General features: G+C 72.5%; 8 protein-coding genes. All 8 read left to right on the top strand.

What is annotated here, in order from left to right; all coding sequences use genetic code 11:
- Positions 1 to 149 precede the first annotated feature (149 nt).
- The gene (locus tag ACWCQ6_RS23215) at positions 150 to 773 is read left to right on the top strand and encodes a TetR family transcriptional regulator (protein ID WP_451092058.1); all 624 of its coding nucleotides are present in this window, start codon (positions 150 to 152) and stop codon (positions 771 to 773) included.
- 114 nt (positions 774 to 887) lie between these two features.
- Positions 888 to 1,235, top strand: coding sequence for a DUF4190 domain-containing protein (locus ACWCQ6_RS23220; protein ID WP_451092060.1), 348 nt, complete (start codon positions 888 to 890; stop codon positions 1,233 to 1,235).
- A 222-nt stretch (positions 1,236 to 1,457) separates the two neighbouring features.
- The gene (locus tag ACWCQ6_RS23225) at positions 1,458 to 2,705 is read left to right on the top strand and encodes a substrate-binding domain-containing protein (protein ID WP_451092062.1); all 1,248 of its coding nucleotides are present in this window, start codon (positions 1,458 to 1,460) and stop codon (positions 2,703 to 2,705) included.
- Between the two features lie 3 nt (positions 2,706 to 2,708).
- On the top strand, positions 2,709 to 3,500 hold the full coding sequence (locus tag ACWCQ6_RS23230; RefSeq protein ID WP_451092064.1) for an ABC transporter ATP-binding protein: 792 nt from the start codon (positions 2,709 to 2,711) through the stop codon (positions 3,498 to 3,500).
- Positions 3,497 to 4,243: an ABC transporter ATP-binding protein gene (locus tag ACWCQ6_RS23235; protein ID WP_451092066.1), complete on the top strand. Its 747-nt coding sequence runs from the start codon at positions 3,497 to 3,499 to the stop codon at positions 4,241 to 4,243. The genes ACWCQ6_RS23230 and ACWCQ6_RS23235 overlap by 4 nt, the downstream gene beginning before the upstream one ends.
- The gene (locus ACWCQ6_RS23240; RefSeq protein ID WP_451092068.1) at positions 4,243 to 5,130 is read left to right on the top strand and encodes a branched-chain amino acid ABC transporter permease; all 888 of its coding nucleotides are present in this window, start codon (positions 4,243 to 4,245) and stop codon (positions 5,128 to 5,130) included. Before ACWCQ6_RS23235 ends, ACWCQ6_RS23240 begins: the two co-directional genes overlap by 1 nt.
- Positions 5,127 to 6,239 carry a branched-chain amino acid ABC transporter permease gene (locus ACWCQ6_RS23245; protein ID WP_451092070.1) on the top strand — a complete coding sequence of 371 codons (1,113 nt, stop codon included), beginning with the start codon at positions 5,127 to 5,129 and terminating at the stop codon, positions 6,237 to 6,239. The genes ACWCQ6_RS23240 and ACWCQ6_RS23245 overlap by 4 nt, the downstream gene beginning before the upstream one ends.
- A gap of 104 nt (positions 6,240 to 6,343) precedes the next feature.
- Complete coding sequence (locus ACWCQ6_RS23250; RefSeq protein ID WP_451092072.1) at positions 6,344 to 7,228, top strand: alpha/beta hydrolase; 885 nt, start codon at positions 6,344 to 6,346, stop codon at positions 7,226 to 7,228.
- Positions 7,229 to 7,281 lie beyond the last annotated feature (53 nt).

Genomic DNA, 7,281 nt, shown 5'->3' on the forward strand with positions numbered 1-7,281 from the left:
AATGAGCTACGAATCTACCGGCAGGTAGCGTCGGTGCAACGGCCGGATCAGGTGATTCGCGCCACCACCGGGCACGCTGGCATGCTGTGCGCCCCCGGGAGACCGAGCGCCTCCCGCCGGTCGCGGACAGAAGCCATGGATGGGGACACATGACAGCGGAAGCCAAGCCGGCATCGCCGCCCCTGACCGAACGGCAGGAGGCCCGTCGCCGCCGCATCCTGCACGCCAGCGCCCAGCTCGCCGGCCGGGGCGGCTTCGAGGCGGTGCAGATGCGTGAGGTCGCGGAGGAGGCCGGGGTCGCCCTGGGCACGCTGTACCGCTACTTCCCGTCCAAGATCCATCTGCTGGTCGCCACCATGCAGGACCAGCTCCAGCACATGCACACGACCCTGCACAAGCGCCCGCCGGCCGGCCAGGACCCGGCGCAGCGCGTCGCCGACACCCTGATGCGGGCGTTCCGCGCGCTCCAGCGCGAGCCGCACCTGGCGGACGCGATGGTGCGGGCACTGACCTTCGCGGACCGCAGCGTCAACCCGGAGGTGGACACCGTCTCGCGGATCACGACGGCGATCATCCTGGACGCGATGGGGCTGGAGCATCCGACGCCGGAGCAGCTGTCCGCGGTCCGGGTCATCGAACACACCTGGCACTCGGCGCTGATCACCTGGCTGTCGGGGCGGGCGTCGATCGCCCAGGTGAAGATCGACATCGACACGGTGTGCCGGCTGATCGCCGTACCGAAACCGGACGCGGCGAGGCAGAACGCGTCTTAACACGGCGGACCCCGCTCCGTGGCGTGTTCATCACATTCCCCTCACCGTTCTGACCGAAAGAGCCACAAGCCGCTCCTTATCATGGCCATGACCAGCATCGACGGAGAGGAAGACATGGCTGACCAATCAGGCATCGCAGGCGGCGCGAACGGGACGCAGGCCCCGGACGGACCGGGCTACGGCGCCCAGCCGCCGGCCGGCTACGGGTACCCCGGTGGCGCCCCGCTGCCCAGCGGCAAGGCGACCGCCTCGATGGTTCTCGGCATCCTCGGCCTGGTGCTCATCCCGATCATCCTGCCGATCATCGCGCTGTGCCTCGGCATCTCGGCCAAGCGCATGGCCGACCGCGGCGAGGGCGGCGGTCGCGGCCAGGCGGTCGCCGGCATCGTGATGGGCTGGGTCGGCATCGCGTTCGCCGTGCTCGGCATGACCGTGGCCACGGTCCAGGCCATCGGCGGCTGACGGGCCACCGCCCACGACGCACGCACCCAGTGCCGGGCCGCGCCGGAGGAACCGTACGATCCGGTTCCCCGGCGCGGCCTTCTGCTCCGGACAGGTCCAGGCCCCATGTGCGGCCCCCACATGCGCACCGCGCCAGGTGGGGTGTCCTGCACCATGTCGACGGCGGCACGGTGTTCATACGGTTCGGCGACATCACATGAACACGCCGAGGAGCCTGTCACCATGCGTCTCAGAGCCACGGGCACCGCCCGTCACCGCAGATCCCTCTCCACCACCGCCGCCGCCGCGCTGGCCGCCGCCGGTCTCGTGCTGGCCGGGTGCACCGCCGCCGGGAAGGCGGGCGAGAGCGACTCCGGCGGGGACTCGAAGGACGGCACCGTCAAGGTGGGTCTGGTGTACTCCCGGACCGGGCTCCTCGCGGACTACGGGAAGCAGTACCGCGACGGATTCATGGCGGGCCTGGACTACGCCACGAAGGGCACCCGCAAGGTGGCCGGGCACCGCATCGAGGTCACCGAGCAGGACGACGCGGGCGACCCGGGCAAGGCGGTCTCCGCGGCCAAGAACCTGATCGGCAAGGGCTACAAGGTGCTGGCCGGCACCACCGATTCCGGCGTGGCCCTCCAGATGGCGCCGCTCGCCGCCCAGAACAAGGTGCTCTACATCAGCGGCCCGGCCGCCACCGACGCCGTGACCGGCATCAACGACTACACCTTCCGTTCCGGCCGGCAGTCCTACCAGGACATCCTCACCGCCGGGACGATGCTCGGCGAGGCCAAGGGCAAGAAGGTCACGGTGCTGGCCCAGGACTCCACCTTCGGCCAGGCCAATGTCGCGGCCGTGAAGGCCGTCCTCGGTGCCGGGGGCGCGAAGGTCGGCTCCGTACTGGCTCCGCCCAGCGCCACGGACCTGACCCCGTTCGCCCGGCAGGTGAAGGCGGGCGGGCCCGATCTGGTCTTCGTCGCCTGGGCCGGCTCGACCGCGCCGGCGCTGTGGACCGCGCTGGACCAGCAGGGCGTCATGGAGGGGGGCAAGGTCGTCACGGGCCTCGCCGGAACGGCCTCGTACCCGGTCTTCGGCAACGCCGGTTCCAAGGTGTCGTTCCTGGCGCACTACTTCCCGGGTGCGGGCGGCGGCAACGCCGTGGAGAAGTCCATGCTCGACTCGGTCACCAAGGCCGGCGGCACCCCGGACCTGTTCACCCCCGACGGCTTCACCGCCGCGCAGATGGTGGTGCGCGCGATCGAGAAGGGCGGCGCCACCGACACCGCCGCCATGGTGAAGGCCCTGGAGGGCTGGAGCTTCGACGGGGTGAAGGGCAAGGAGCAGATCCGCGCCGAGGACCACGCCCTGGTGCAGCCGATGTTCGTCGCGAAGCTCAAGGGGAAGGGCGCCGGCGCCCGGCCGGAGCTGGTGACCACCGCGCCGATGGACAAGGTGGCGCCGCCCGCGAAGCCCTCGGCGGGCTGACCGGTGGCTGCAGCGGACATCACCGCACGGCGCACGGCCGGGGCACAGAGCACCGCCCCGGTGCTCCAACTGACCGGTCTCGGCTGGGGCGTCGGCGGGGCAACGATCGTCGAGGACGTCACACTCGGCGTCCACGAAGGCGAGTTCCTGGCCTTCATCGGCCCCAACGGGGCGGGCAAGACCTCCCTGTTCAACCTGATCAGCGGGCTGACCACGGCCACGTCCGGCACCATCGCACTGGACGGCACGGACATGACGGCCGACCCCGCACACGCACGGGCGCGGCGCGGCATCGGCCGCACGTTCCAGACGTCCAGCCTCTGGCCGGCGATGAGCGTGGCCGATCACGTCCGGCTGGCCGCCCAGGCGACCCGGGGCGGCTCCTACCGGCTGTGGCGGCGGGCCTCCCGGTACACCGCCGAGGTGGACGGCGTGCTGGAGCGCACCGGTCTCGCCCACCGGGCGCGGGCGACCGCGGCCGAGCTGTCGCACGGCGAGAAGCGGAAGCTGGAGCTCGCGGTGCTGCTGGTGGGCGAGCCGCGGTTGATGCTGCTCGACGAGCCGATGGCCGGGGTCAGTGCGGAGGAGGTCCCCGCGCTGACCGAGCTGATCCGCACCCTGCACCGGGACGAGGGCCGCACCGTCCTGATGGTCGAGCACCACATGGACGTACTGCTGGGGCTGGCCGACCGCCTCGCCGTGATGCACCACGGAAGGCTGCTGGCGCTGGACACCCCCGAGGCAGTGACCGCCGACCCGACCGTCCAGCAGGCCTATCTCGGGGAGGGACTGTGACCACCGGGCCCCTGCTCGCCGTACGGGACCTGCGGGTCCTGATCGGCGGCCGGCACATCCTGCACGGCGTCGACCTGGATGTCGCCCGGCACGGAGTGACCGCGCTCCTCGGCCGCAACGGCGCCGGGAAGACAACGACCGTGCGCGGCGTGCTCGGCCTCGTTCCGCGCACCGGCAGCGTACGGCTGGACGGCGAGGAGACCGTGTCGCTGCCCACCCACACCGTGGTGCGCCTCGGCATCGGTTACGCGCCCGAGGACCGCGGCATCTTCGCCGGGCTGACCGTCGCGGAGAACCTGCGGCTGGCCGAGCGGCGCGGCGCGGACGGGCCCGCCTACGGACTCGTCCATGAACTGTTCCCCGAACTGAAGCGCCGCGAGCGGCAGTTGGCGGGGACGCTGTCCGGCGGGCAGCAGCAGATGGTGGCGATCGGCCGCACCCTGCTCAATGGCAACCGGCTGATCATCGCCGACGAACCCACCAAGGGCCTGGCGCCCAAGGTGGTCACCGAGGTCGCCCAGGTGCTGGAGCGGGCCGCCGAGGCGGTGCCGGTGCTGCTCGTGGAGCAGAACCTCGCCGTCGTACGGCGCCTGGCCGAGCACTGTGCGGTGCTCGCCGACGGCCGGACGGCCCACCAGGGACCGGCCGCCGAGCTGCTGGGCGACGCGGAGACGGCACGGCGGCTGCTGGGTGTCGGACACGGCCCGGCCACCCAAGCACCTTCCGTGGAGGCGGATTCCTGATGTCCACCGTCGTTCTGCTCACCATGACCGGACTCGGTCTGGGAGCCCTCTACTTCCTGATCGCGTCGGGACTCTCACTGATCTTCGGCCTGATGGACGTGCTGAACTTCGCGCACGGGGCGCTGCTGTCCATCGGCGCGTACGGCACCTGGTGGGCGGCGTCCGGCCATCTGCCCGGCGCCGGTCCGGACGGGGCCGGCTTCGTCCTCGCGGTCCTGTTCGGTACGGCGGTGGGCACCGCGGCCGCCGTGCTGCTGGAACTCGCCGTCGTCCGCCCGCTCTACACCCGGCCGCGCGAGCAGGTGCTCGCCACGGTCGGGGTGGGGCTCGCCGTCCCGGCCCTGCTGTCGGGCATCTGGGGTTCGGACGCCCTGACCTTCCCGGGCCCGAAGGCGCTGTCCGGCACCTTCGGCCTGTTCGGCGCCCAGGTGCCGGTCAACCGGCTGGTCCTGGTCGCGGCGGCCCTCGTCGTGCTCGTGGCGCTGCGGCTCTTCCTGGGCCGTACCCGGCACGGTCTGGTCGTACGGGCCGGGGTCGAGGACCGGGCGATGGTCACCGCGCTCGGCATCGACGTACGGAAGGCCTTCACGCTCGTCTTCGCGATCGGCGGCTGCGTGGCCGCTCTCGGCGGGGCGCTCAGCGGCCTGTACTTCGGCTCGGTCGACCCCCGTCAGGGCACCTCGCTGCTGATCTTCGCGTTCGTCGTGGTGGTCACCGGGGGCATGGGATCGGTGACCGGCGCCGCCGTGGCGTCCGTCGTCATCGGCCTCGTCCAGCAGTTCGCCAACTACTACACCGCAGCGGGCCTCGGCGACCTGGCCGTCGTCGTCCTGCTCGCCGCGCTGCTGCTCGTACGGCCGCGCGGACTGACCGGGAGGCTCGCGTGAGCACCGCCACCGAGACACACCACCGCACCGGCGAGGACCGCACGGCGGCACGGCCCCCCGGGAACACCGCCCGGCTGCTGCGCCGCTGGTGGCCCGCCGCCGCACTGCTGGTCCTGGCCCTCGCCCCCTTCAGCGCACTGCCGCTGCCGGGACTCCTGGACGGCCCGCTGGGCAGCCCGGGAAGCCTGCAACTGCTCGCCACCTGCCTGCTGTTCGGCGCGCTGGCGACCGGCTACGACCTGCTGGTGGGGCGCACCGGGCTGCTCTCCTTCGGGCACGCGCTCTACTTCGCGGCGGGCAACTACGCCACGAACACCCTCCTGCTGGAGGCGGGGCTCCCGTTCGCCGTGTCCGCGCTGCTCGGCGTCGGCTGCGGGATCGTGCTCGCACTGGTCCTGGGCTCGGTGAGCCTGCGGGTCACCGGCATCGGCTTCTCCATGGTGACGCTCGCGTTCGCCCAGGCGGGATCGATCCTGGTCTCCCGCAACCCCGGCGGTCTGACCGGCGGCGAGGAGGGCCGGGCCGCCCCCGCCGAGCTGCTGCCGTCCTGGCTCGTGGGCATCGAGCACACCGCGAACCTCTACTGGCTGGCGCTCGCCTATCTGGTCCTCACCCTCGCCGTCGTCCACCGGGCGGTCAACTCCCCCACCGGACGCGTCTGGGAGGGCATCAAGGAGAACGAGCGCCGGGTGGAGGTGCTGGGGCTGAAGCCGTACGGATTCAAGCTCACCGCCTTCGTCCTGGCGGGCGCCCTGGCCGCGCTGGGCGGTCTGGTGCATCTGCTGCTCACCGGTGGCTCGACCCCGCAGACGACCACCTCCGACTTCACCCTGTCCCTGCTGGTGATGGTGGTGCTGGGCGGATCCGGCACCCGGTGGGGGCCGATGGCCGGCGGCATCCTCTACACCTGGGCCGATCACCGGCTCGGCGATCTGGCCGGATCGGGCGCGGTCGCCGACCTGCCCGCGGTACTGCGGGTGCCGCTCTCCCAGCCGCTGTTCCTGCTCGGTGTGCTGTTCGTGGCCGTGGTGCACCTGCTGCCCGGCGGCCTGGCCCGGCTGCCGTCCCGGCTGGCCGCGGCACGCCGCGGACCGGCCCCCGGCAGCTGACGACAACGCGGCGGGCGTGCACCGGCCCCCGCGAACCCGGCATGATCCGAACGAGAGACCCAGATGCCCGTGGACCTCGTGTCCCGGAAGGAGAACGGACGCCCGTGATCGCTTACGAAGAGGTACGAGTCCCGGTGGCCGGCGGTGAGCTGGCGGTATTGCGGTGGCCCGCCCGGGAGCCCGGGGCGCCGGTCGTCGTCGCCCTGCACGGCATCACCGCCAACGCGCTGTCCTGGGGGCCGGTGGCGAGGCTGCTGGACGGACGCGTCACGCTGGTCGCGCCGGATCTGCGCGGCCGGGCCGGGAGTTCGGCGCTGCCCGGTCCCTACGGGATCGCGGCCCACGCCGACGACGTGGCCGCCGTGGCCGCGGCGCTCGGCTCGGGCCGGGTGGTGCTGGCGGGCCATTCGATGGGCGCGTTCGTGGCGGCGCTGGCCGCCGTGCGGCACCCGGAGCGGTTCGGGCCGCTGCTGCTGGTCGACGGCGGCATCGGCTTCCCCGCTCCCACGCACCTGTCCCCGGACGAGCTGATGACCGCCGTGATCGGCCCGGCGATGGACCGGCTGTCGATGACCTTCGCCGACCGGGCCGCGTACCGCTCGTTCTGGCAGGCGCACCCCGCCTTCCAGGATTCCTGGTCGGACGAGGTGGACGCGTACATCCAGCGCGATCTGACCGGGGACGAACCCGCCATGCGCTCCACCTGCCGGATCGAGGCGGTGCGCACCGACGGCATCGGCCTCTTCGACGAGGAGGTGCTGACCGCGGTACGGAAGCTGCCCGTTCCGGCGACGCTGCTGTGGGCGCAGCGCGGACTGATGGACGAGGAGCAGGGCCTGTACGACGAGGCCCGGCTGGCGGCGGCGGATCTCGGGGACACCCGGGTGACGCCGGTGGAGGTCCGGGACGTCAACCACTACACGGTGCTGACGGGGGACGCGGGCGGCAAGGAGATCGCACGCCGGCTGGTGGACCTGTCCGGAGCCTGAGAACTCGCTGCCGCGGCAGGCGACGTTCGCCCCGTCGTCGTCGCGACGGGGCG

The organism is Streptomyces sp. NPDC001880 (assembly GCF_053594575.1).